Genomic DNA, 23,255 nt, shown 5'->3' with positions numbered 1-23,255 from the left:
GGAGGAGCCTCAGTTCCATCTTCCCGAGCCAATCAAATCGGGGCGCCGGCGAAATCGCGGGATGTCCTGGGGAACCAGATGAGCGCGAGCGGCATGAAGGCCGGCTCGGCAATGGAGGGATAATATGCGTCGCGGAATCTTATTTGCCGGCCTGTTTGCAGGCATCAGCATGGTTGCGGTCAACAGCGCCCAGGCGGTGGAAATCGAATATTGGCAGTATGTCTACGATACGCGCGTCAAGGCGATGGACCAGCTGATTGCTAATTTCGAGAAGGCCAATCCCGATATTACCGTCAAGCAGACGACCTTCCCTTATGCCGATTACCAGACGCGTGTCGTAGCCGCCAATCTCGCCGGCAACGGTCCCGATGTCATGCAGCTCTTCTACGGCTGGCTCGACCAGTTCATCGCCGGCGGCCTGTTGCAGCCCCTGCCATCAGACGCTTTCCCGCATGACCAGATCGAGAAGGACTTCTTTCCGATCGTGAGCGCCATGAAGCGCGGCGACGACTATTACGGCCTGCCGACCGCCGTCCGCTCGCTGGCGCTCTTCTACAACAAGAAGCTCTTCCAGGAAGCTGGCCTCGACCCGAGCAAGCCGCCGCAGACCATCGATGAATTCGTCGCGGCCGCCGAAAAGACCGTCAAGCGCGATGCCGCCGGCAACATTGCCGTCGAAGGCACGACGCTGGACATGGGCGGCCAGGATCACCAGTGGTGGCGCGAAGTGCTGATCCGCCAGTTCGGCGGCGAGCCCTATACATCAGATTATTCCAAGGTCACCTACAACAGCGATGCTGGCCTGAAGGCGCTGAAATTCTACACCAGCCTGCAGACCGAAAAGAAGGTCGGCCAGACCGGCTTCATGGACGAAGGCCAGGCCGCCTTCCGCGGCGGCAAGGCGGCAATGACCATCGACGGCACCTTCCGTCTCGGCTCCTTCGGCAGCATCAAGGATTTCGAATGGGGCGTCACCGAACTTCCGGCTAACGCAGATGGCCTGCGCTCCAACTATGCGAGCTATTTCGCCAACGGTATCGGCGCCAAGGTCTCCGGCGAAAAGCTGGAGGCTTCCAAGAAGTTCCTGGCTTATGTGACCTCGCCGGAGGCCATGAAGATCTGGCTCGGTACGGTCGGCGAGTTGCCGGCTCGCCGCGAAGCCGCTCTGACAGACGAAAACCTCAAGAACCCGATCTATGCGCCGTTCCTGAAGGCGCTCGCCTATTCGCACACCTCGCTCTTCGTGGACGAAGCCGGTCAGCGCCAGAATGCCATCGATATGGTCAACCGCGTTCTCCTCGAAGGTCAGTCGCCCGAAGATTCCATTGCTCAGGCCGCAACCGCCGAGCAGGAAATCATCGACAACGCCAAGAGCAAATAAGGGACGGCCATGAACTCCGCACCCGCGAATACGGAAGGGGCGGCTATAAGCCGTACCGCCGGATCGTCGTGGGATCGGCTGACGATGCGCCAGAAGCGCCTCGTCTGGGTCTGGACATTCCTCGCCCTGCCGATCCTGTTTTACTGCGTGATCCGCTTTTATCCGACGTTGCAGGCCTTCTACCTATCCTTCACCAATTGGAACCTGATGAAGCCGCCGAAATTCATCGGCGTCGCCAATTATGTGAAGCTCTATAACGACCCGCAGTTCTGGAAGGTTTTTCGCAACACCTTCACCTATCTGATCATCGGCACGCCGATCAGTCTCGTGGTCGCTTTCGTCGTGGCCTTTTTCCTGGATCGTGTGCGCTTTCTGCACGGGCTGATCCGCGCGCTCTATTTCCTGCCATTCCTGACGACGGCCGCCGCCATGGCCTGGGTCTGGCGCTGGTTTTACCAGCCGGCCCCGATCGGCGTCATCAATGATGCGCTCGGCATGGTCGGCCTGCCGCAGCAGCAGTTCATCCGCTCCGTCGATCAGGCGTTGCCATCGATCATGGTCACGGCCATCTGGGCCGGGCTCGGCTTCCAGATCATCATCTTCATGGCCGGTTTGCGCGCCATTCCGAACACCTTCTACGAGGCTGCGAAGATCGATGGTCTCGGCGAATGGCCGATCCTGTGGAAGATCACGCTGCCGCTCCTGAAGCCGACGACCGTCTTCCTCGTGGTCTTCTCCTCGATCGGGTTTCTGCGCATCTTCGACCAGGTCTACAACATGACGACCAACGATCCCGGCGGCCCGCTCGGATCGACCAAGCCTCTGGTTCTCATGATCTATCAGACGGCCTTTTCATCCTACAACATGGGTTATGCAGCAGCGCAGACCGTCGTGCTCTTCGCCATCCTGCTCTGTGTCTCCCTGCTGCAGCTCTGGATCCTGAGGGAGCGCAAATGAGTGCCGTAACAACCAATACGACGGCACCGCTGCCGAAAGCCAATATCCGCCCTGGCGCGATCATCACCTGGACACTGCTCTTCATCGGCGGCCTCATCATGGTCTCGCCGCTGCTCTTCATGTTCTCGACCTCGCTGAAGACGGCGGGCCAGGTCTATGACCTGCGCCTCATCCCGGCTGAGCCGACACTACACAACTACATCACCGTCCTCTCCGACGGCCGTTTCATGCGCTGGTTCCTCAATTCGACGATCGTTGCCTGCACGGTGACGCTCTCGAACGTCTTCTTCGACAGCCTCGTCGGCTACACGCTCGCCAAGTTCGAGTTCCGGGGCCGCTACCTGATCTTCCTCGCGATCCTCTCGACCTTGATGATCCCGACGGAAATGCTCGTCATCCCCTGGTATCTGATGTCGGCCCAGCTCGGCTGGCTCGACAGCTACTGGGGCATCATGTTCCCAGGCATGATGACGGCCTTCGGCACCTTCCTGATGAAGCAGTTTTTCGAGACGGTCCCGAACGATTTTCTTGAAGCGGCCCGTATCGACGGCCTGAACGAGTTCCAGATCTGGTGGAAAGTGGCGATGCCGCTTGTCACCCCGGCGCTCTCGGCACTGGCGATCTTCACTTTCCTCGGCAACTGGACGGCCTTCTTCTGGCCACTGATCGTCACCACCAGCCGCGAACTCTACACGCTGCCGGTCGGCCTATCGAGCTTTGCCGTCGAGCAATCCATCCAATGGGAAATGATCATGACCGGTGCAGCACTCGCGACATTGCCGACGCTCATCGTCTTCCTGGTGCTGCAGCGCTACATCGTGCGCGGCGTCATGCTGGCCGGTCTGAAGGGATAGAACATGACCGAAACCAATCCACGCTTGGCCGACAGGAGCGTCTTTCCTGATCCGGTCTATAAGGAAACGGTGCTGAAGCCGCTTTTCGATGGCGCCAAGACGAATCATGTCGACGGCTTCCGCCGCATTGACCGTGCCCATTTGGTGATGCTGGTCGAAACCGGCATTCTGGACCGAGAGCAGGCCGGTAAGATCGCCACCGCGCTTGAAGCGATCGACCGCGACATCGACCCGGAAAAGCTCGTCTATACCGGCGAGGTAGAGGACTTCTTCTTCCTGATCGAAAAGGAACTGAAGGCCCGTATCGGCGTCGATATTGCTGGCCGCCTGCATACGGCGCGTTCGCGCAACGACATCGACCACACGCTGTTCAAGCTCGGCCTGAAGGAGCGCATCGACGCGCTGATGGTCAAGGCGCGAAAACTGCTCGATGCGATGATTGCCACCGCCGATTGGGAAAAGGAGACGCTGATCGTCGCCTATACGCACGGCCAGCCGGCCCAACCGACCACCTTCGGCCATTATCTCTCGGCGGCGATCGAAGTGCTGATCCGCGATATCGAACGCTTCGCGGAAGCCCGTGAGATCGTCAACCTCAGCCCCATGGGTGCTGCGGCGATCACAACCTCTGGCTTCCCGATCGACCGCGCCCGCGTCGCCGAACTGCTCGGCTTTGCCGCGCCACTGCGCAATTCCTACAGCTGCATCGCAGCCGTCGACTACACGACCTCGACCTATAGCGCCATCGAACTGATGTTCCTGCATCTCGGCCGGCTTATTCAGGACTTGCAGTTCTGGACGAGCTTCGAGGTCGGCCAGATCTATGTGCCGAACGCGCTGGTGCAGATCTCCTCAATTATGCCGCAGAAGCGCAATCCGGTGCCGATCGAGCATATGCGTCATCTGGCGAGCCAGACCTTCGGACGCGCCCGCACCGTGCTCGACGTGATGCACAATACGCCTTTCACCGACATGAACGACAGCGAGGGCGAGACGCAGGGCGTGGGCTACGAGGCCTTCCATTCGGCAGGCCGTGTGCTTGACCTGCTCGCCGCCTTCGTCGCGCAGATCAGCATCGATCCAGAGCGGGTAGCGGAAAACATCCGCCGCTCCTGCATCACGATCACCGAGCTTGCGGATTCGCTGGTACGTCGGGAAGGGCTCTCCTTCCGGCAGGCGCATGAGATTGCCGCGACCGTCGCTCGCGAGGTGGTCGCCAAGGGTGGTGGTCTCTCGGATGACGGCTACGAGCCTTTCCTCGCAGCTTTCCAAGAATTGGCTGGCCGCAAACCCGGTATCGACAAGGCGCAATTTGCCGAGATCGTCTCGCCGGAACATTTCGTTGCCGTCCGCGCCCGTTTCGGCGGTCCTGCGCCGGCACCGATGGCGGATGCGCTTGCAGCCTACCAGGAAAAGGCTGCCGCATTCGCCAGACAGGCACAGGAGAATGCAGCGCGCGAAGCCGCCGCTGCTGAAGAACTTCAAACCAGATTCACGACATTGATGGGGGCCGCCTGATGGCAAATATCGAACTGCAGGGGCTCGTCAAACGCTACGGCAAGCTCGATGTCGTGCACGGCATCGATCTCGCGATCGCCGATGGTGAATTCGTCGTCTTCGTCGGCCCGTCCGGCTGCGGCAAGTCGACGACGCTGCGCATGATCGCCGGCCTCGAAGACATCTCGGGCGGCACGCTGAAGATCGGCGGCGAGGTGGTGAACGAGCGCGAACCGAAACAGCGCAACATCGCCATGGTGTTTCAGAACTACGCCATCTATCCGCATATGAGCGTGCGCCAGAATATCGGTTTCGGCCTCTACACCTCCAAGCTCTCGCAGGCGGAAAAGGATAAGCGCATCGATGAGACGGCACAGATCCTCGGCCTCACGGACTATCTCGCTCGCCGTCCGGCGGCTCTCTCTGGTGGTCAGCGCCAGCGCGTCGCGATCGGCCGCGCCATGGTGCGCAACCCTTCCGCCTTCCTCTTTGACGAGCCGCTCTCGAACCTCGATGCACAGCTTCGCACCCAGATGCGCATCGAGATCAAGCGCCTGCACCAGCGTTTGGGCACGACGATCGTCTATGTCACCCACGATCAGGTTGAGGCCATGACCATGGCCGACCGGATCGTCGTCATGAAGGACGGCCATATTCTGCAGGCGGGAACGCCGATGGATATCTATGAAAACCCCGCCGATGTCTTTACGGCGCGCTTCATCGGCAGCCCGTCGATGAACCTTTTGCCAGGCACTGCTGCGGCTGATGGCATCCGCATCGGGCAGGGCGGTCCGCACCTGATCGGCGTGCGGCCGCATGATCTTGTTATCGGCGAGGGGGGCAGCGTGCTGTCGCTCTCAGGCACAGTCACCGCAGTCGAGCCGCTCGGAGCCGAGACGCTGGTGCATTTCGATGTCGCTGGCACATCGGTGATTGCAACCGCCCCCGGTAAGGTGATACCGGCCGTCGGCGGCGTCGTGAATGCCCATGCGGCCTCCGGTGCTCTCTATGTTTTCGATGCAAAAACGGAAAAGGCCCTCGGGCGCCAATGACATCTGATAGTGACATGCGATCGGCGGTGCTCAGCATCGGCCGGATCTATTGCGACCTGATCTTCACAGGACTGGAGACCATGCCCGTTCTCGGGCGTGAGATATTCGCCGATGACTTACGCATCGCGGCAGGCGGCGGAGCTTTCATTATGGCCGCTTATTCGGCCCATATCGGTCGCAAGACCGCTCTGCTCTCCCGTCTCGGGACTGATGGGCTTTCGAGCGGCCTGACCACGGAACTGCAGGCGAGCGGCGTCGATCTACGCTTTCTCGATCGGGCCGCCGATGCCGGTCCGCAGGTCACCGTCGCAATCAACAATGGTGAGGAGCGGGCCTTCCTCTCCCGCCGCGCTGGCGGCGCGAAACCGGCAACGCTTGGCGAAGCGCTTGCCTGGAGCGAGGCGCGTCATCTGCACATAGCGGAATTTGCAACACTCGCAGAAGTTCCCGGCCTGGTCGGAAAAGCCAGGGAGAACGGGCTTACCGTATCGCTCGATCCGAGCTGGGATGAGACCCTGATCTACCAGCGTGATTTCCTCGATTGCTGCGCCGGCGTCGATCTCTTCCTGCCGAATGTCGAGGAAGCCGTTGCCATCACCGGATGCTCCGATCCAGCTGAAGCACTGGACAGGCTTGCGACGCGCTTCCCGATGGTGGCGCTAAAGGCAGGCGCTGGCGGTGCTTATTATGCGGCCCGTAATATGCGCCTCCATCAGAATGCTCCGACCGTCAAGGTCGTGGATACGACTGGCGCGGGCGATGCCTTCAATGCCGGGCTCATCCACGCCTGGCTTGGCGGCGCGAGCCCCGATATCTGCCTGCGCGAAGGTATTGCCATGGGCAGTCTCGCGGTTCAGGCTGCGGGCGGCGCTGCGATCCTGCCTGCACGTTAGAGCTTGGACGATACCGCGGCCTTTCCAGAGCCGCGGATCGCTCTAGGTTGACCGAAAGCGGCGCAGAAATCGCTGTGCCAGATGCAACCTGAATATTCGCATAGAGCCCGCGGAGCTTGTTGCCGAACGGCTTTCGCTGACTGCGCCATCCAGCTGTTTCCTTACGAATATTTCATGTTTTTCAGCCGCATTTCCGTGCCATCGTCAGGGCATCGGTAATGTTGGGTTCATCTTCGGCATGATTATCTCGGCCTGAAGCAGGGCTGATACGGCGAAGCATATATCGAGGATTAGATGGACAATTTGGAGGCTGGCAAAGAGACCGGTTCCGTAACAGGCGCAAACGCCGACCTGGCTGCCGTGCTTGCTGCCGGCCGGCAAAGCAGGGGGCGTCGCTGGCGTGGCCGGCTGATCGTCCTGGTGCTTTTGATCCTTGCCGCCGCGGCTGCTGCCTACTTCTACATGGGCCGAAGCCGCGCCGAGTTCAGCTACACGACCCAGCCGGTCAAGCGCGGCGACCTGACGGTGCTCGTCACTGCCACGGGTTCCGTCCAGCCGACCCAGCAAGTGGATATATCGAGCGAACTGTCGGGCACGATGCGCGACGTCAATGTCGACTATAACAGCACCGTCAAGGCAGGTGACGTTCTGGCCGTACTCGATACTAACAAGCTGGAAGCCGACGTGAAGAGCTCTCGCGCCAAGCTCAATTCGGCAAAAGCCAATGTGGTCAAGGCGAATGCCGATCTGCAGTCGGCCGCGACCTCGCTCGACCGTCTGAAGAGCCTTGTCAAAAGCAACGTCTCCACGCAGCAGAGCCTTGACGACGCGACCTACAAATATGACTCGGCTGTCGCCGCCAAGGATATCAACGAGGCCGACGTGCTGGCTTCCGAGGCCAACCTGCAGCTTGCCGAGGTCAATCTCGGCAAGGCGAAGATCGTCTCGCCGATCGACGGCGTGATCCTGACCCGCTCCGTCGACCCCGGTGCAACCGTTGCTGCCTCGCTCTCGGCACCTGTGCTGTTCACCATTGCCGGTGATCTCAAGAAGATGGAGCTGCAGGTGGATGTCGATGAAGCCGATGTCGGCCAGATCGCCGTCGGCCAGAAGGCGACCTTTACGGTCGATGCCTATCCGGATCGCATTTTCCCTGCTGTCATCGAGCAGATCCGCTTTGCCTCCGAGGTCGTCAACAATGTCGTCACCTACAAGGCGGTCCTTTCAGTCGACAATGCCGACCTGCTGCTGCGCCCCGGCATGACTGCGACCTCAGACATCACTGTCGAGGCCGTCAAGGATACACTGATGGTCCCGAATGCGGCCCTCCGCTACGCCCCGCCGCAGATGGAAACGCGTGGCAGCCGCGGCATCTTCAGCTTCTTTCGTCCGCCTCGCCTGTCGCGCAGCGGTGGTGGCGGCGATTCCAAGCTGACCGGCACCCAACGCCGCGTCTGGGTGCTTCGTAGCGGCCAGCCTGCGCCGGTGGTGATTCAGGTGGGATCTTCCGATGGCCAGTTCACGCAGGTTACGTCCGGCGAGCTTGCCGAAAAAGACGCAATCATCACCGATGCCGCAGCGCGGACGAACTGACGGGAGTCGATGATGGAACGCCCGCCGCTGCTCGAATTCAGGCAGGTCTCGAAAATCTACGGTGAGGGCGCTGCGGCCATCCGCGCGCTCGATCATGTGGACCTTTCGATCCGCACGCATGAATTCGTCGCGATCATGGGACCGTCGGGCTCCGGCAAGTCGACGGCGATGAATATTCTCGGCTGCCTCGATGTACCGACCTCCGGCGATTATGTTTTCCAGGGCATTTCGACCAGCGGTTTCGATCGCAGCCAGCTGACGCTTCTGCGCCGCCATATGCTCGGCTTCGTCTTCCAGGGCTTCAACCTGTTGTCGCGCACATCGGCGGTCGAGAATGTCGAACTGCCGCTGATCTATCGCGGCATGGCGGTCGGCGAGCGGCGTAAGCGGGCGAGGGAAGCGCTTGGCCTCGTCGGCCTGTCGGGCCGGGAGCATCACAAGACGCAGGAACTCTCCGGCGGCCAGCAACAGCGCGTAGCGATCGCCCGCGCCATCGTCACCGAACCCGCCCTGCTGCTTGCCGACGAGCCGACCGGCAACCTCGACACCAAGACCAGCATGGAGATCATGGATCTGATGACGCGGCTGAACCGCGAACAGGGTATCACCATCGTCATGGTTACGCACGAGCCTGATATCGCAGCTTACGCAGGGCGCCTGCTGCGCTTCGTCGACGGCAAGCTCGAAACAGAAGCGGAGCACCAGCGGAGGGCGGAACATGTTCTTTGAGACGCTGAAGCTCGCGCTGCGCGCCATCAGCCGCAATCTGCTGCGCTCCTTCCTGACTGTGCTCGGCGTCGTCATTGGTGTTGCCGCCGTCATCGCGCTCGTCACGATCGGCAACGGCACGACGGCGCAGGTTTCAACCGAGCTGTCGCGCCTCGGCACCAACATGCTCTTTGTACGTCCCGGCCAATTCGGTCCCGGTCGCGCCAGCGCCGAGGCGCGGCGTTTCACGCTGAAAGATGTCGAAGCGATCCGCGATCAGGTTCCCGGTCTGCGCGCCGTGGCGCCGTCCAACCAGTCTACGGCAACCGTCATCTTCGGCGGGCAGAACCATTCCACCACCGTCTACGGCACGACCAACGACTATTTCATCGCGCAGGACTGGGATTTGGCGCTCGGCCGCAATTTCACACCCGCCGAAGAGCGCGGCCAGTCGCGCTGCATCATCGGCGAGACCGTGCGCGAACAGCTTTTCGGCGCCGCCGATCCGACCGGCCAGCAGATCCGTGTCGGCAAGGTTTCCTGCCCTGTTATCGGCGTATTGGCAAAGCGCGGTCAGTCCGGCATGGGCAACGACCAGGACGATGTCGTCATCATGCCGGTCAAGGTCTTCCAGCGGCGCATCAGTGGCAGTTCCAACGTGCCGACCATCCTCATTTCGGCGCGTGACGGCGTGTCGACCTCAAAGGTGCAGGCCGATGTCGAAAACCTTCTGCGTGAACGCCGCAAGATCATTCCCGGCCGCCAGGATGATTTCAACGTCAATGACATGACGCAGATCGCCGAGGCGATGACCGGCACGACGACACTGCTGACCGGTCTGCTTGGTGCGGTCGCCGCCGTCAGCCTGCTCGTCGGCGGCATCGGCATCATGAATATCATGCTGGTATCGGTGACCGAGCGCACCCGTGAGATCGGTATTCGCCTTGCCATCGGCGCGCTCGAAAATCAGGTGCTGACGCAATTCCTCGTCGAGGCGGTCGCCCTGTCGCTGTTCGGCGGCATAGCCGGTATCATGCTCGGTCTGACGCTTGCCTACGGTACGGTCAGTTTCCTGAACGTGCCCTTCGTCGTCAGCCCGCTCATCATCTTCATCGCCTTCGTCTTTTCGGCGGCGATCGGTATGATCTTCGGCTTCTTTCCGGCGAGACGCGCAGCCCAGCTCAATCCCATCGAGGCATTGCGCCACGAATAACGGGATTGTTCTCGCATGCTGCATGGCTTTGATATATCAGCATAACTTGTCTTTGGCATTTAACCGTGCCAGTATTGATATATCAGTTTCGGATTCGCCCGTATGCAGGAATCGCTAAGCCATCTCGCCTATCTGGCGCTAGAGCATGCCATTGTGACGCTGGCTTTGGCGCCCGGTGCGCTGGTGACGGAGAAGCAGCTCATCGATCTTGCGGGCCATGGCCGCACACCGGTGCGCGAAGCGATCCAGAAACTCGCCTGGCAGGGGCTGATCGTGGTGAAGCCGCGTGTCGGTCTGCAGATCGCCGAGATCCACGCCGAAGACCATGCGAATGTCATGCAGGTGCGTCGCAAGCTTGAGCCGGCAGCGGCGGCATTGGTCGCCGACGCGGCGAATGACGAAGAGAGGGCGCGGCTCATTCAATGTGCCGCCGCTATGGAGAAATGTGCTGTCGGGGGCGATCTGAAAGGCTTTTTCGCTGCGGACAAGGCTTTCGACGAGATTCTTGAGGATGTGTGTCCGAACCGCTTCATCACCGCGGCCCTCGGGCCGGTGCAGACCCATTCCCGACGTCTGTGGTATTCGACTGCGAATCCGGAAAGGATGGATCGCTCCATTTCTCTCCATGTCACAGTGATCACAGCCATTCATCAGGGCGAGGTCGATGAAGCACGCCTGACGATGGCAGCGTTGATCGATTATCTGAGCCAGAAATAAAAACGGCCCCGTTTCCGGAGCCGTTGCCTGGAAATCCGTATCGCAGCCTCAGCCGACGAAGGCGCGTTCGATCACGAACTCGGCGGGTTTGCTGTTGGCACCCTCTTCGAGTCCGGCCTTTTCCAGAAGCTCCTTGGTGTCCTTCAGCATCGCGGAAGAACCGCAGATCATGCCGCGGTCAACCGCCGGATCGATTGGCAGGACGCCGAGATCGGTGAAGAGCTTGCCGGAGGAAATCAGGTCGGTGATACGGCCGCGATATTCGAAATTTTCGCGAGTGACAGTCGCATAGTGGCGCAGCTTATCGCCGACGACTTCCTTGAGGAGCTCGTCATTCTGTATCTCGTGGACGAGATCGAAGCCATATTTCAGCTCGGAAATCTCGCGCGTCGTATGGGTCAGGATGACTTCGTCGAACTTCTCATAGGTTTCCGGATCGCGGATGAGGCTCGCGAACGGTGCGACGCCGGTGCCGGTCGAGAACATGTAGAGGCGCTTGCCCGGGGTGAGCGCATCGAGAACCAGCGTGCCCGTAGGCTTCTTGCGCATCAGCACTTGGTCGCCCGGCTTAATGAGCTGCAGATGCGAGGTCAGTGGGCCGTCCGGCACCTTGATGGAGAAGAATTCCAGCTCTTCGGCCCAGGCCGGACTCGCGATCGAATAGGCGCGGAAGACCGGCTTGCCTTCGACCATCAGGCCGATCATCGCGAATTCGCCCGAACGGAAACGGAAGCCATCCGGCCGGGTCATCGTGAAGCGGAAGAGCCGGTCAGTGTAATGCGTCACGCTCAGCACCGTCTCGGCATAAACACCGGCGGGAATGGCGGAGGCGAATTCTTCGGTCTTTGCAGGAGCGTTCATTTCGATATCGGGCTCGTCGTTCGCAGGGTAATCATCGGCATGCGAGGCAGATATTACAAAACCCCGCTAAATTAAAGGCAATCCATTCCATCGCATGGCTGAGGAGCGAAATATGCATGTCACGGTCAGGATTCACTGGCCTGTGGCGAACTGTCGCTTTTGCGCTGGCTAAGCTATTCAAAGGATGCATATTAAAGCATGTCGCGCAAAAGTGTTCATGCGGTTTTGCGACAACGACATGCGTCAAACAAAGACCTGAAGCGTGGCGAGCGATCTGAAAGATCGTGGCACGTTTCAAGAAAAAAACGACGCCCGCCGCGGCGCGGGCGCGACAGATGGTACGGGGGAACATGAAGATTTTCAATTACAAGCGCGTTCCTTACGCGGAAATGCGCGCATTTTCCGTCCATATCCTGACGGCCTCCGGCTCCTTTCTGGCATTTCTCGGCGTGGTCGCTGCCGCCGAGCACCGTTTCGTCGACATGTTCTGGTGGCTGGGTCTTGCGCTCCTGGTCGATGGCATCGACGGGCCGATCGCCCGCAAGGTGCGTGTCAAGGAAGTTTTGCCCAACTGGTCGGGCGATACGCTCGACAACATCATCGATTACGTGACCTATGTGCTGCTGCCGGCCTTCGCGCTCTATCAGAGCGGCATGATCGGCGAGCCCTGGTCTTTCGCCGCTGCCGGCATGATCGTCGTGTCGAGTGCCATCTATTATGCTGACACGGGCATGAAGACGGAGGAGTATTTCTTCTCCGGTTTCCCCGTCGTCTGGAATATGGTGGTCTTCACGCTCTTCGTCATGCATGCGAGCGAGATGACGGCCTTTATCGTCGTCACCGTCTCCGTGATCCTGACCTTTTTGCCGATCAATTTCCTGCATCCCGTGCGGGTCCAGCGCCTGCGCCCGCTGAACCTCGGCATCTTTCTGCTGTGGTCGGCGCTTGGTGCCTATTCGCTGCTGATGCATTTCGACATGCCGCAATGGGCCGTCGTTCTCTTCATCGTGAGCGGCATCTATCTTTACGTCATCGGTGCGGTGCTCCAATTCTTCCCGGCGCTCGGACGCAAGTGAGGCAGATATAAATGGCAAAGACGAAGGCGGTTTCTTTCTCCAGAAACGGTGGACCCGAGGTTTTCGAATATGTCGATATCGATCTGCCGCCACCCTCGGAGGGTCAGGTGCAGATCCGTCAGGAAGCGATCGGCCTGAATTTCATCGACATCTATTTCAGGGATGGCACCTATAAGGCGCCGCAACTGCCCTTCGTGGCCGGCAAGGAAGCCGCCGGCGTCGTCACGTCAGTCGGTCTCGGTGTGACCGATTTTGCCGTGGGCGACCGCGTTGCCTATGCCAGCGCCGACGGCGCGTACAGCGCCGAACGCAACATCGAGACAAAACATCTGGTGAAGGTACCAGAGGGTATCAGCCTGGAGACCGCGGCCGCCATGATGCTGAAGGGCATGACGGCCGAATACCTTCTGAACCGCACCTTCAAGGTCGGTCCTGAGACGGTGTTACTGTTCCATGCTGCAGCCGGCGGCGTCGGCCTCATCGCCGGCCAGTGGGCAAAGGCGCTCGGCGCAACCGTCATCGGCACGGCAGGCTCCGCCGACAAGGTGCAACTGGCGCTTGACCACGGCTATGACCACGTCATCAATTACAAGACTGAAAATTTCGCCGAACGCGTGCGGGAAATCACCGGCGGCAAGGGCGTCGACGTGGTCTATGACTCGATCGGCCGCGACACTTTTCCGCAATCGCTGGATTGCCTGAAGCCGCGCGGTCTCTTCGCCTCCTTCGGCCAATCCTCTGGCGCCATTGAGAATTTCACGATGGCGCACCTCGCCCAAAGGGGCTCGCTCTATGCCACGCGCCCGACGCTCTTCACGTATATTGCCTCGCGTCAGGAACTGACCGATTGTGCAAACCATCTATTTGATGTTGTGCAGAGCAACAAAGTGCGTATCAATATCAACCAAACCTATCCGCTGCGTGAGGTTGGGCAGGCTCACGCGGATCTGGAAACAAGAAAAACAACCGGAACGACGCTGCTGATTCCATGAGATCCAAACGGACCGGTCGGCAGAAGAAATGAGGGGAACGTGTCGCCATTGAATGTGCCGGCTTCCGGCGCGTTGTTATCGGTGCAGAAGCTGACCAAATTCTTCGGTAGCTTTGCCGCCTGCAATGAAATCGATCTCGATATAGCGCCGGGCGAAATTCATGCGCTTCTCGGCGAAAATGGTGCAGGCAAATCCACACTGGTCAAGATGCTGTTCGGCGTTCTGGAGCCGACGGACGGACAGATCCTGTGGGAGGGCAGGCCGGCTACGATTACCTCGCCGGGCGAGGCCCGCAAGCTCGGCATCGGCATGGTCTTCCAGCATTTCTCGCTCTTCGAGGCACTGACTGTTGCCGAGAATATTGCGCTTTCCCTCGATGACAGCATCCCGATCGGCAAGATCGCCGAAGAGGCGAGGGCATTGTCTGAGGCCTATGGCCTGCCGCTCGACCCGCATGCCCATGTTGCCGATCTCTCGGTCGGAGAACGCCAGCGCATCGAAATCGTCCGCGCGCTGTTGCAGAACCCGAAGCTCATCATCCTTGACGAGCCGACCTCGGTGCTGACGCCGCAGGAGGCTGACAGGCTCTTCGAAACCCTCTTCAAGCTGCGTGGCGAGGGCCGCTCCGTTCTCTATATCAGCCACCGCCTGGAAGAGGTGCAGCGTATCTGCGATCGCGCTACGGTCCTTCGCCACGGCCGCGTGACCGGCGCCTGCGATCCCAAGCAGGAGACGCCCGCTTCTCTCGCCCGCATGATGGTGGGCAGCGAGGTGGCAGCCGTTACCCATCCCGAGCGCAACGACAAGGGCGAGGTGCAGCTTGCCGTCTCGAACCTCTCCGTCTCTGCGCGCACACCCTTTGCCATGCCGCTGCGCGATGTCTCCCTGACGGTGTGCTCGGGAGAAATCCTCGCAATCGCCGGTGTGGCCGGCAACGGACAGAGCGAGCTTTTCGATGCGCTGTCAGGCGAATATCCGGTCTCGTCTGCCGAAGCGATCATTATCAGAAAGAAACCGGTCGGTACGCAGGGCATCACCGCCCGACGCCTGCTCGGCGCCGGCTTCGTGCCGGAGGAGCGGCATGGCCATGCGGCCGTCTCCGCCATGAAACTCTCCGACAATCTGGTGCTGGCTCGCAGCCAGTCGGATCGCAAGGCTTTCCTTGGTATCCTCGGCATCATCCGCCAAGGCGCGGTGAAATCCGCAGCCCGGCGCATTTCGGAGGTCATGGACGTGCGCAAGAGCGGCGATGACCCCGCGGCAGGCTCGCTCTCCGGCGGCAACCTGCAGAAATTCATCGTCGGTCGCGAACTCGACCGCCAGCCGGCTGTTCTCGTCGTCAATCAGCCGACCTGGGGCGTCGACGCCGGTGCCGCAAGCCGCATCCGCCAGGCCCTTGTCGATCTTGCAAAAGCCGGTTCGGCCGTCGTCGTCATCAGCCAGGATCTCGACGAGATCTTCGAAGTGGCGACCGATATCGCCGTCATTTCCGAAGGACGGCTTTCCAGTCCCTATCCGGCTGACGAATTGACGCGCGAAAAGATCGGCCTGCTGATGGGCGGCCTGCATGAAGGCAAGCATGCCGCGGAGGCTGTTCATGCGCATTGAGCTTGAAAAGCGCCCACAGGTCTCGAAACTCTACGCCTTCATTTCACCACTTCTCGCTCTCGTCCTGACGCTGATCGCAGGCGCGATCATGTTCGCCATGCTCGGCAAGGATCCGGTCGAGGCGCTCGACGCCTTCTTCGTCGAGCCGCTTCTGGAAGTCTGGTCGCTGCATGAGCTGGCGATCAAGGCAGCCCCGCTGATCCTGATCGGCGTTGGTCTCGCCGTCTGTTATCGCTCGAACAACTGGAATATCGGCGCTGAAGGCCAGTTCACCATCGGCGCGATCACCGGTTCTTATATCCCGATCATCTTCTACGACTGGCATTCGCCGCTGGTGCTGCCGCTGATGCTTATCCTGGGCGCGCTTGGCGGCGCGCTGTTTGCCGCCATTCCGGCGCTCTTGAAGGCGCATTTCAACACCAACGAGATCCTGACGTCGCTGATGCTGGTCTATATCGCCCAGCTCTACCTCGACTGGCTGATACGCGGTGCATGGCGCGATCCGAAGGGCTTCAATTTCCCGGTTTCGCGCGACTTTGCGCCGGAGGCGATCGTGCCGGCAATCTGGGAGGAATCGGGCCGTGCCCACTGGGGTTTCATCTTCGCCATCGTCGCGGCTGTTCTCGTCTGGTTCATGATGCGCTTCACGCTGAAGGGCTTCGAGGTCGTCGTGCTCGGCCAATCGGAACGGGCAGGGCGCTTTGCAGGCTTCTCGTCCAAGCGGATGATCTGGTTCAGCTTTCTCTTCTCCGGCGCGCTGGCCGGCCTTGCCGGCATTTGCGAAGTCTCAGGCTCGATCGGTCATCTGCAGCCGGCGATCTCGCCGGGGTACGGCTTTACCGCCATCATTGTTGCCTTCCTCGGCCGTCTCAATCCGCTTGGCATCATCGCTTCGGGTCTGGTGCTGGCGCTGACTTATCTCGGCGGTGAGGCAGCACAGCTTTCGATCGGTGTTTCCGACAAGGTCACCCGCGTCTTCCAAGGGTTGATCCTCTTCTTCGTGCTCTCTTGCGACACGCTGATCTATTACAAAATCCGCATCGTCTGGTCGCGGGTAAGGGGTGGCGCGGCATGAGCATCTTCGAAGCCATTCTTCTGACGGTTATCACCGCCTCCACGCCGCTTGTCATCGCGGCACTCGGCGAACTCGTGGCGGAGCGTTCCGGCGTCCTCAATCTCGGCGTCGAGGGCATGATGATCATGGGTGCGGTCGCCGCTTTTGCCGGCGCGCAGATTTCGGGTTCGCCCTATGTCGGCATCATCGGCGGCATCGTCGTCGGCGCGCTTTTCTCATTGCTCTTTGCCTTCCTGACGTTGACGCTGGTTGCAAACCAGGTGGCGACCGGCCTGGCGCTGACCCTTCTCGGTCTCGGTCTGTCCGGCCAGTTGGGCGAGGCCTATGTCAGCGTGCCCGGCATCCGGCTGGAGGAGATTGTCATTCCGCTCCTCTCCGATATTCCTGTTGTCGGCCCGGTTCTCTTCAAGCAGGATTTCATCTTCTACCTGTCGATCGCGCTCGTCTTCGGCGTGAACTGGTTCCTTTTCCGCAGCCGCGCCGGCTTGAAGCTAAGAGCGATTGGCGACAGTCACGGCTCCGCTCATGCGCTTGGCATCCATGTTATCCGCACGCGTTATCTGGCTGTCATGTTCGGCGGCGCCTGTGCCGGTCTTGCTGGCGCACAGCTCTCGCTCGTCTATACGCCGCAGTGGGCGGAAAACATGTCTGCCGGCCGCGGCTGGATCACGCTGGCGCTTGTCGTCTTCGCCTCCTGGCGCCCGTGGCGGGTCTTTGCCGGCGGTTATCTCTTTGGGGCGGTCACGATCCTGCAGCTCCACGCGCAGGCTTTCGGCCTCGGCATTCCCTCGCAGTTTCTCTCGATGCTGCCCTATGCCGCGACTATTGTGGTTCTCATCATCATTTCTCATAATCGGCGCACGACGTTGATCAATACGCCCGCGTCGCTTGGAAAAGCCTTCGTACCGGAGCGATAGAACAAGAACAGAGAGATGGGTTTCCGGAAAATCTTCAAACCAACAGGGGTCATCATGAAGAAGTTCGCACTCACACTTGCCGCATCGGCTGCAGCCGTGATCGGCATCTCCTCCGCCGCCGAGGCAGCGGACAAGACGAAGGTCTGCTTCGTCTATGTCGGTTCGCACACCGACGGCGGTTATTCGCAGGCACACGATCTGGGTCGCCAGCAGGTCCAGGCCGAATTCGGCGACAAGATCGAAACGCCTTACCTCGAAAACGTTCCGGAAGGTCCGGATGCCGAGCGTGCCATCGAGCGCCTTGCCCGCTCCGGCTGCAAGCTGATCTTCACGACGTCTTTTGGCTTCATGGACGCGACGGTAAAGGTTGCTGCCAAGTTCCCGGACGTCAAGTTCGAGCACGGCACCGGTTACAAGGCCGGCCCGAATCTCGCGACCTACAACTCGCGCTTCTATGAAGGCCGCTACATCCTCGGCCAGATCGCCGCCAAGACCTCGAAGAACCACGGCGCTGCCTACATCGCCTCCTTCCCCATCCCGGAAGTCGTGATGGGCATCAACTCCTTCGAGCAGGGCGCCAAGTCGATCGATCCGAGCTTCAAGCTGAAGGTCATCTGGGTCAACACCTGGTTCGACCCGGGCAAGGAAGCCGACGCCGCCAAGGCCATGATCGACCAGGGCGTCGACGTGCTGACCCAGCACACCGACACGACCGCGCCGATGCAGGTTGCCGAAGAGCGCGGCATCCACGCCTTCGGCCAGGCATCCGACATGATCGCAGCCGGACCCAAGGCGCAGCTGACGGCAATCGTCGACACCTGGGGCACCTACTACTCCAAGCGCGTCCATGCGCTTCTGGATGGCACCTGGAAGTCCGAGCAGAGCTGGGACGGCCTGAAGGACGGCATTCTCAAGATGGCGCCATACACGAACATGCCTGACGACGTGAAGAAGATGGCTGAGGAAACCGAAGCCAAGATCAAGTCCGGCGAACTGCATCCCTTCACCGGTCCGATCAACAAGCAGGACGGCACGCCCTGGCTGAAGGCCGGCGAAAAGGCTGACGATGGCACGCTGCTCGGCATGAACTTCTACGTTGAAGGCGTGGATGATAAACTGCCGGCGCAGTAAGCAGAGTTTGTAACTCGCAGTTGCGAAAAGGCGCTCTGAAAAGAGCGCCTTTTTTGCTGCAGTGCATACCAAAATGCTCATTTACAAAAGTATTACTATATGATTTTTTGACCCTGCGCCGCGAGACGCGGCATTGGGAGAGGAAATCATGAAATTGAAGACTGCACTTTTGAGTGCCACGATTCTGGCTGCCTGCATGTTTGGTTCGGCTTCGGCTGCCGGCCTGACCGTTGGTTTCTCGCAGATCGGCTCGGAATCGGGCTGGCGCGCGGCTGAAACGACCGTGACCAAGGAGCAGGCCAAGAAGCGTGGCATTGATCTGAAGTTTGCCGATGCGCAGCAGAAGCAGGAAAATCAGATCAAGGCTCTGCGCTCCTTCATTGCTCAGGGCGTTGACGCCATTCTCATTGCTCCGGTTGTCGAAACCGGCTGGGATGACGTTCTCAAGGAAGCCAAGGAAGCCAATATTCCGGTCATCCTTCTCGACCGTACCATCAAGGCTCCTGACGATCTCTATCTGACGGCGGTTACCTCCGACCTGGTCCATGAAGGCAAAGTCGCCGGCGACTTCTTGGTCAAAACCGTCGGCGACAAGAAGTGCAATGTCGTCGAGCTGCAGGGCACGACCGGTTCGTCGCCGGCCATCGCTCGTAAGAAGGGCTTCGAAGAGGCCCTCGCCGGCCACGATAACCTGAAGATCGTTCGCAGCCAGACCGGTGACTTCACCCGCACCAAGGGCAAGGAAGTCATGGAAAGTTTCCTGAAGGCCGAGAACGGTGGCAAGGATATTTGCGCTCTCTATGCCCATAATGACGACATGGCGGTTGGCGCCATCCAGGCGATCAAGGAGGCCGGCCTGAAGCCGGGCAAGGATATCCTCGTCGTCTCCATCGACGCCGTGCCGGATATCTTCAAGGCCATGTCCGAAGGCGAGGCCAATGCCACGGTCGAGCTGACGCCGAACATGTCGGGTCCAGCCTTTGATGCGCTCGAAGCCTACCTGAAGGACAAGAAGGCTCCGCCGAAGTGGATCCAGACCGAGTCCAAGCTCTATACGCCGGCTGACGACCCGATGAAGGTCTATGAAGAGAAGAAGGGGCAGGGCTACTGATTTAAACCTGGAACCGCACTGGTCCATCATGGACCGGTGCGGAACTGCCGGGGCCGGGTCGGGCGTCATGCCTGGTTTTGGCACAGGCGTAAGGCGCAATATCAGGAAACAGCAGCCCTCATGGTTCACAATTTCGAGAATATTCTCGCAGCCTCGGCCATATCGAAATTCTTCCCCGGCGCTACCGCCCTGGACAAGGTGGATTTCACGCTGCGCCGTGGCGAGGTTCATGCGCTTCTCGGCGAAAACGGCGCCGGCAAATCAACGCTCATCAAATGCATGACCGGCGCCTATCGCCGCGATGCCGGAAGCCTAACGCTGGAGGGTCACGAGATCGATCCGGCCGATACGCTGGCCGCCCAGAAGCTCGGCATCGGCACCGTCTACCAGGAGGTCAACCTCCTCTCCAATCTCAGCGTTGCGGAAAACCTCTTCCTCGGCCGCCAACCGAAGCGCTTCGGGATGATCGATGCCCGGGCCATGAACAGGAATGCTCGTGAGCTTCTGGCAGGCTACGGCCTCGACATCGATGTGACAGCGCAGCTCGATCGCTTTTCGGTCGCCGTCCAGCAGATCGTCGCGATCGCGCGTGCCGTCGATCTCTCCGGCAAGGTTCTCATCCTCGACGAACCAACGGCAAGTCTCGATACCCACGAAGTCGAGATGCTGTTCGGTATCATAAATGACTTGAAGAAGCGCGGATTGGGTATTGTCTTCATTACCCATTTCCTTGAGCAGGTCTATGCCGTCAGTGACCGTATCACCGTGCTGCGCAATGGCAGGCTTGTCGGTACGCATGAGGCAGCCGAACTGCCGCGCCAGAACCTGATCGCCATGATGCTCGGGCGGGAACTCGCCCAGACAGAGCATGCCGCCAGGGAACACACCATCGCCGCCGGCGAGGTTAAATATGCTTTCGAGGGCTTTGGAAAACGCGGAAAGGTGAAGCCCTTCGATCTCGAAGTCCGTGTCGGCGAAGTTGTCGGCATTGCCGGACTTCTGGGCTCCGGACGCACAGAAACCGCCGAGCTCATGTTCGGCATCGAAAGCGCCGACAGCGGTGTCGCCAAGATCGATGGGGCGCCCGTGACGCTGTCGAGCCCACGGACCGCGATCGCCAAGGGCTTCGGCTTCTGCCCGGAGGATCGCAAGACGGATGGCATCATCGGCGATCTATCGATCCGGGAGAATATCGCGCTTGCGCTGCAGGCCCGCCGCGGCTGGGCGCGACCGCTTTCACGCGCCGAACAGAATGCGATTGCCGACGAATATATCAAGGCGCTCGATATCCGCACGACCGACCGCGAAAAGCCTATTCGGCTACTGTCCGGCGGCAATCAGCAGAAGGCGATCCTTGCCCGCTGGCTCGCCACGAATCCGGATTTCCTGATCCTGGACGAACCGACCCGCGGCATTGATGTCGGCGCCCATGCCGAGATCATCAAGCTGATCGAGCAGCTTTGCGCCAGGGGCATGTCGCTGATCGTCATTTCCTCGGAGCTGGAGGAACTGGTTGCCTACAGCTCGCGCGTCATCGTGCTGCGCGACCGCGAACATATCGCTGAATTGACCGGTGAGCGTATTACCGCCGCCGGCATCGTCGACGCCATTGCTGCGGGCGACAAACGAACGGAGGATGCATGACTGCCTCGCTGAAGGCGCTGGGCTTTCGTCTTGCGCCGCAATTGATTGCGCTTTTGGTTGTTCTTCTTTTGAATTTCAGCTTCTTCCCGCAATTTCTTGATGTAATTGTTCAAAATGGCCGGCTCTACGGAAGTATCATCGATGTGCTCAATCGCGGCGCGCCGGTGGCGTTGCTCGCCGTCGGCATGACGCTTGTGATCGCCACCAAAGGCATCGACCTCTCGGTCGGCGCGGTCATCGCGATTTGCGGCGCCGTTGCAGCCTCGTCGATCGTCGAAGGCAATTCGCTTGCCTATACCCTGGCACTCACTGTTGTCATCGGTCTGCTCTGTGGCTTCTGGAACGGCTTGCTTGTTGCCATCCTCAATATCCAGCCGATCATCGCGACCCTCGTTCTCATGGTCGCCGGCCGCGGGATTGCCCAGCTCATCACCGAAGGTGCCATCATGACCTTCAACGATGACGGACTGATCTTTCTCGGCAGCGGTTCCTTCGCCTTCCTGCCTATGCCCGTCGTCATCTGGCTGGTCGTCGCCCTGCTGGTCATCCTGCTGGTCCGCCGCACGGCGCTCGGCATGCTGATCGAGGCTGTCGGCATCAACAGACGCGCGAGCACGCTGTCCGGCGTTCAGACGCCGGTGCTGCTGATGGCGGTCTATATGCTGAGCGGCCTCTGCGCTTCCATCGCCGGTCTCATCGTCGCCGCTGACATCAAGGGAGCGGATGCCAACAATGCCGGCCTCTGGCTGGAACTCGATGCCATCCTCGCCGTAGTCGTCGGTGGTAACTCGCTGCTCGGTGGCCGCTTCAGCATCATCGGCTCGCTGATCGGCGCAATGATCATCCAGGCGGTCAACACCGGTATTCTGCTTTCCGGCTTTCCGCCGGAGTTCAATCTCATCATCAAGGCGATCATCATCATCGTCATTCTGGTCATCCAGTCGCCGGCCATGCAATCGCTGACCAGCTTCCTGACCCGCCGGACGGACGCAGGGGGGCGCAAATGAATTCCAAATACTTGCCGCTCCTTGCGACGATCGTCATCTTCGTGCTCGCCTATGCGGTTTGCACGCTGCAATATCCGAACATCCTGTCGACGCGCGTCATCGGCAACCTGCTGACGGATAACGCCTTTCTCGGCATCGCCGCCGTCGGCATGACGTTCGTCATCATCTCCGGCGGCATCGATCTGTCGATCGGGTCCGTCATCGCCTTCACCGGCGTCTTCTTAGCCGTGATCCTGCAGAACACCAGCATTCATCCGCTGGCCGCCTTCGCGATCGTTCTCATCATCACCACGGCCTTCGGCGCGGTCATGGGCATGATCATCCATTTCCTGCAGATGCCGCCGTTCATCGTGACGCTCGCCGGCATGTTCCTTGCGCGCGGCATGGCCTATGTCCTGTCGATCGACAGCATTCCGATCAATCACGAATATTATTCGACGCTGACGAGCCTTTATTACCGTTTGCCTGGCGGCGGACGGCTGACGCTGATCGGCGGCATCATGCTGATCGTCTTCGCAGCCGGCATATTCATCGCCCATCGCACCCGCTTCGGGACTAACGTCTATGCGCTGGGCGGTGGCGTGCAGACCGCGCAGTTGATGGGCGTTCCGGTGGCGCGCACGACGATCCAGATCTACGCCTTGTCGGGTTTCCTGGCGGGCCTATCCGGAATCGTTTTTTCCCTATACACCTCTGCAGGATATTCTCTTGCGGCGGTGGGCGTCGAACTGGATGCCATCGCGGCAGTCGTCATCGGAGGGACGCTGCTGACAGGAGGAGCGGGATTCGTGGCAGGGACCTTCATCGGTCTGCTGATCCAGGGGCTCATTCAGACTTACATCACTTTCGACGGTACGCTGTCGAGCTGGTGGACGAAAATCCTGATTGGCCTGCTGCTTTTTGCATTCATGGTAATGCAGAAGGCCATCCTTTTCCTTTCCAGTCTGAACAGGAGATATGGCTAGGAG

The 23,255-nt window shown here is 60.1% G+C and carries 21 protein-coding genes; 20 read left to right on the top strand and 1 reads right to left on the bottom strand.

The window, feature by feature from the left end; all coding sequences use genetic code 11:
- The first annotated feature begins 124 nt into the window (after window positions 1–124).
- The 10 genes from FHT87_RS21660 to FHT87_RS21615 all read left to right on the top strand — a co-directional run bounded on the left by FHT87_RS21660 (window position 125) and on the right by FHT87_RS21615 (window position 10,865).
- Complete coding sequence (locus FHT87_RS21660; protein WP_183804819.1) at window positions 125–1,381, top strand: extracellular solute-binding protein; 1,257 nt, start codon at window positions 125–127, stop codon at window positions 1,379–1,381.
- 9 nt (window positions 1,382–1,390) lie between these two features.
- Window positions 1,391–2,338: a sugar ABC transporter permease gene (locus FHT87_RS21655; protein ID WP_246699652.1), complete on the top strand. Its 948-nt coding sequence runs from the start codon at window positions 1,391–1,393 to the stop codon at window positions 2,336–2,338.
- Window positions 2,335–3,192 carry a carbohydrate ABC transporter permease gene (locus tag FHT87_RS21650; protein WP_183804817.1) on the top strand — a complete coding sequence of 286 codons (858 nt, stop codon included), beginning with the start codon at window positions 2,335–2,337 and terminating at the stop codon, window positions 3,190–3,192. Before FHT87_RS21655 ends, FHT87_RS21650 begins: the two co-directional genes overlap by 4 nt.
- Window positions 3,193–3,195: 3 nt before the next feature.
- Entirely contained in the window at window positions 3,196–4,710 is a 1,515-nt protein-coding gene (argH, locus tag FHT87_RS21645) for an argininosuccinate lyase (RefSeq protein WP_183804815.1), read from the top strand.
- The gene (ugpC, locus tag FHT87_RS21640) at window positions 4,710–5,741 is read left to right on the top strand and encodes a sn-glycerol-3-phosphate ABC transporter ATP-binding protein UgpC (protein WP_183729392.1); all 1,032 of its coding nucleotides are present in this window, start codon (window positions 4,710–4,712) and stop codon (window positions 5,739–5,741) included. The genes argH and ugpC overlap by 1 nt, the downstream gene beginning before the upstream one ends.
- A complete protein-coding gene (locus FHT87_RS21635) occupies window positions 5,738–6,634 on the top strand; it encodes a sugar kinase (RefSeq protein ID WP_183804813.1) in 897 nt (298 codons plus the stop codon). The genes ugpC and FHT87_RS21635 overlap by 4 nt, the downstream gene beginning before the upstream one ends.
- A gap of 294 nt (window positions 6,635–6,928) precedes the next feature.
- On the top strand, window positions 6,929–8,227 hold the full coding sequence (locus FHT87_RS21630) for an efflux RND transporter periplasmic adaptor subunit (protein WP_183804811.1): 1,299 nt from the start codon (window positions 6,929–6,931) through the stop codon (window positions 8,225–8,227).
- 12 nt (window positions 8,228–8,239) lie between these two features.
- Entirely contained in the window at window positions 8,240–8,956 is a 717-nt protein-coding gene (locus tag FHT87_RS21625) for an ABC transporter ATP-binding protein (RefSeq protein ID WP_183730986.1), read from the top strand.
- Window positions 8,946–10,148, top strand: a complete 1,203-nt coding sequence (locus FHT87_RS21620) for an ABC transporter permease (RefSeq protein ID WP_183729386.1) — start codon at window positions 8,946–8,948, stop codon at window positions 10,146–10,148. Before FHT87_RS21625 ends, FHT87_RS21620 begins: the two co-directional genes overlap by 11 nt.
- 102 nt (window positions 10,149–10,250) lie before the next feature.
- Window positions 10,251–10,865, top strand: a complete 615-nt coding sequence (locus FHT87_RS21615) for a GntR family transcriptional regulator (RefSeq protein ID WP_183729384.1) — start codon at window positions 10,251–10,253, stop codon at window positions 10,863–10,865.
- Between the two features lie 48 nt (window positions 10,866–10,913).
- Here the strand turns inward: FHT87_RS21615 and FHT87_RS21610 are convergent, their stop codons facing one another.
- Window positions 10,914–11,726, bottom strand: a complete 813-nt coding sequence (locus FHT87_RS21610; RefSeq protein WP_183804809.1) for a ferredoxin--NADP reductase — start codon at window positions 11,724–11,726, stop codon at window positions 10,914–10,916.
- A 350-nt stretch (window positions 11,727–12,076) separates the two neighbouring features.
- On the opposite strand from FHT87_RS21610, the gene pcsA reads away from it, so the two are divergent.
- The 10 genes from pcsA (at window position 12,077) to yjfF (ending at window position 23,252) form a co-directional block, all read left to right on the top strand.
- Window positions 12,077–12,802 carry a phosphatidylcholine synthase gene (gene pcsA, locus FHT87_RS21605; RefSeq protein ID WP_183729379.1) on the top strand — a complete coding sequence of 242 codons (726 nt, stop codon included), beginning with the start codon at window positions 12,077–12,079 and terminating at the stop codon, window positions 12,800–12,802.
- Between the two features lie 11 nt (window positions 12,803–12,813).
- Window positions 12,814–13,794: a quinone oxidoreductase gene (locus FHT87_RS21600; RefSeq protein WP_183804808.1), complete on the top strand. Its 981-nt coding sequence runs from the start codon at window positions 12,814–12,816 to the stop codon at window positions 13,792–13,794.
- Window positions 13,795–13,833: 39 nt separating this feature from the next.
- The gene (locus tag FHT87_RS21595) at window positions 13,834–15,402 is read left to right on the top strand and encodes an ABC transporter ATP-binding protein (protein WP_183729373.1); all 1,569 of its coding nucleotides are present in this window, start codon (window positions 13,834–13,836) and stop codon (window positions 15,400–15,402) included.
- The gene (locus tag FHT87_RS21590) at window positions 15,392–16,477 is read left to right on the top strand and encodes an ABC transporter permease (protein WP_183729370.1); all 1,086 of its coding nucleotides are present in this window, start codon (window positions 15,392–15,394) and stop codon (window positions 16,475–16,477) included. The genes FHT87_RS21595 and FHT87_RS21590 overlap by 11 nt, the downstream gene beginning before the upstream one ends.
- Entirely contained in the window at window positions 16,474–17,394 is a 921-nt protein-coding gene (locus FHT87_RS21585) for an ABC transporter permease (RefSeq protein WP_183729367.1), read from the top strand. Before FHT87_RS21590 ends, FHT87_RS21585 begins: the two co-directional genes overlap by 4 nt.
- A gap of 54 nt (window positions 17,395–17,448) precedes the next feature.
- Complete coding sequence (locus FHT87_RS21580) at window positions 17,449–18,525, top strand: BMP family ABC transporter substrate-binding protein (RefSeq protein ID WP_183729364.1); 1,077 nt, start codon at window positions 17,449–17,451, stop codon at window positions 18,523–18,525.
- 148 nt (window positions 18,526–18,673) lie between these two features.
- Window positions 18,674–19,636, top strand: a complete 963-nt coding sequence (gene ytfQ, locus FHT87_RS21575; RefSeq protein ID WP_183729361.1) for a galactofuranose ABC transporter, galactofuranose-binding protein YtfQ — start codon at window positions 18,674–18,676, stop codon at window positions 19,634–19,636.
- A gap of 120 nt (window positions 19,637–19,756) precedes the next feature.
- Window positions 19,757–21,280 carry a galactofuranose ABC transporter, ATP-binding protein YtfR gene (gene ytfR / locus FHT87_RS21570; protein WP_183729358.1) on the top strand — a complete coding sequence of 508 codons (1,524 nt, stop codon included), beginning with the start codon at window positions 19,757–19,759 and terminating at the stop codon, window positions 21,278–21,280.
- On the top strand, window positions 21,277–22,287 hold the full coding sequence (locus FHT87_RS21565) for an ABC transporter permease (protein ID WP_183729355.1): 1,011 nt from the start codon (window positions 21,277–21,279) through the stop codon (window positions 22,285–22,287). Before ytfR ends, FHT87_RS21565 begins: the two co-directional genes overlap by 4 nt.
- Entirely contained in the window at window positions 22,284–23,252 is a 969-nt protein-coding gene (gene yjfF, locus FHT87_RS21560) for a galactofuranose ABC transporter, permease protein YjfF (RefSeq protein WP_183729353.1), read from the top strand. The genes FHT87_RS21565 and yjfF overlap by 4 nt, the downstream gene beginning before the upstream one ends.
- Window positions 23,253–23,255 lie beyond the last annotated feature (3 nt).

Origin of the sequence: Rhizobium sp. BK316 (assembly GCF_014193695.1) — a bacterium.
In the GTDB taxonomy this organism is placed as follows: Bacteria; Pseudomonadota; Alphaproteobacteria; order Rhizobiales; family Rhizobiaceae; genus Rhizobium.
The sequence above is the reverse complement of the archived record's forward strand: the minus strand, read 5'-3'. Positions and strand labels throughout refer to the sequence as shown.